Here is a 1,165-nt window from a genome sequence, read left to right on the forward strand (position 1 = left end):
GGCCATTGCCGACCTTGATCCGCTGGGCGGCCAAGGCGAAGGCGGTGACGAAGCGATCATGCACCGCCTCGTGGACATAGAACCGTGTCGGCGCGACGCAGACCTGGCCGGCATTGCGGAATTTTCGCTGGGCGCCGAGCGCAGCCACCGCCTCGACATCGACATCATCGAACACCAGGACGGGGGCGTGGCCGCCGAGTTCCAGTGTCGCGCGCTTGGGCCCCTGGGCGGCCAGGGCTGCAACCGCACGCCCACCCGCCGTGGAACCGGTGAACGAGACCTTTCGGATCACTGCTGAGCCGACGAGATGCCGCGAGACCGTTGGCGGATCTCCCAGGACGAGGTTGATCGCGCCCGCCGGCACGCCCGCCTCGACGCAGGCCTCGACCAGGGCATCGGCATGGGGCCGCTTGCCAATGCCAGGCGGTTGGAAGCGGTGCATGGATTGATCGAGGATGCCCAGCGCCATGGCGCCAGGCTTGTCTGCGGCGGTGAGCGCATCGGCAATCGTGGCTTCTTCTACGCGCCGACCGTTCTCGCCGATGTGCCGGAGGCTGCGGCGATCATGAGCGAGGAGCCCTTCGGACCGGTGGCTCCGATCGCCCGCTTCCGCGATCTGGACGAGGTCATCAGTCGTGCCAACGGCCTGCCGGTCGGGCTCGCCGCCTACGCATTCACAGGCTCCTGCTTACGGGCCCTGGCGCTCGGCGAACGGATCGAGGCCGGGATGGTCGGCATCAACCGCTTCGAGATCGCTGCGGCGGAAACCCCATTCGGCGGGGTCAAGGACAGCGGCGACGGCCGCGAGGGCGGCACCGAGGGGCTCGACGCCTATCTTGTCACCAAGACGATCAGCCAAGCCTGAGACGACCGGAGAAAGACGACCTATGACGCGCAACGGACATGGCGAGAAGCTCTCCTATTACCAGCTCGGACGGACGGCGATCTTTGCCTGCCAGGCCGACCAGCGCTTCTCCTATTGCTGCTATATTCCCGAGGGCTATGAGGAGRACGGCACGAAGCGCTATCCGCTGGCCGTTCTGATCCATGGCAGCACCCGCACGGTCGACAGCCTGCGCGACCAGTTCATCGATTTCGCCGAAGCCAACCAATGCGTCGTCCTGGTGCCGCTCTTTCCCTGCGGGATCGGGGAGCCGGGTGACAC

At 66.6% G+C, this 1,165-nt stretch carries 2 protein-coding genes and 1 pseudogene; 2 read left to right on the forward strand and 1 reads right to left on the reverse strand.

Annotation, left to right across the window (positions count from 1 at the left end; genetic code table 11):
• Positions 1-442 (reverse strand): aldehyde dehydrogenase family protein (locus AC1DJT_RS36785; RefSeq protein ID WP_476836072.1); only part of this gene is annotated, 442 nt, incomplete at its 3' end.
• Here AC1DJT_RS36785 and AC1DJT_RS36790 point away from each other — a divergent pair.
• Together AC1DJT_RS36790 and AC1DJT_RS36795 are read left to right on the forward strand one after the other, a co-directional pair.
• Positions 401-865 carry an aldehyde dehydrogenase family protein gene (locus tag AC1DJT_RS36790; protein WP_476836073.1) on the forward strand — a complete coding sequence of 155 codons (465 nt, stop codon included), beginning with the start codon at positions 401-403 and terminating at the stop codon, positions 863-865. The genes AC1DJT_RS36785 and AC1DJT_RS36790 overlap by 42 nt on opposite strands.
• A gap of 22 nt (positions 866-887) precedes the next feature.
• Positions 888-1,165 (forward strand): annotated as a pseudogene (locus AC1DJT_RS36795) (alpha/beta hydrolase); the annotation flags it as partial.

This window comes from Allobosea sp. 05T422_2 (genome assembly GCF_056396265.1).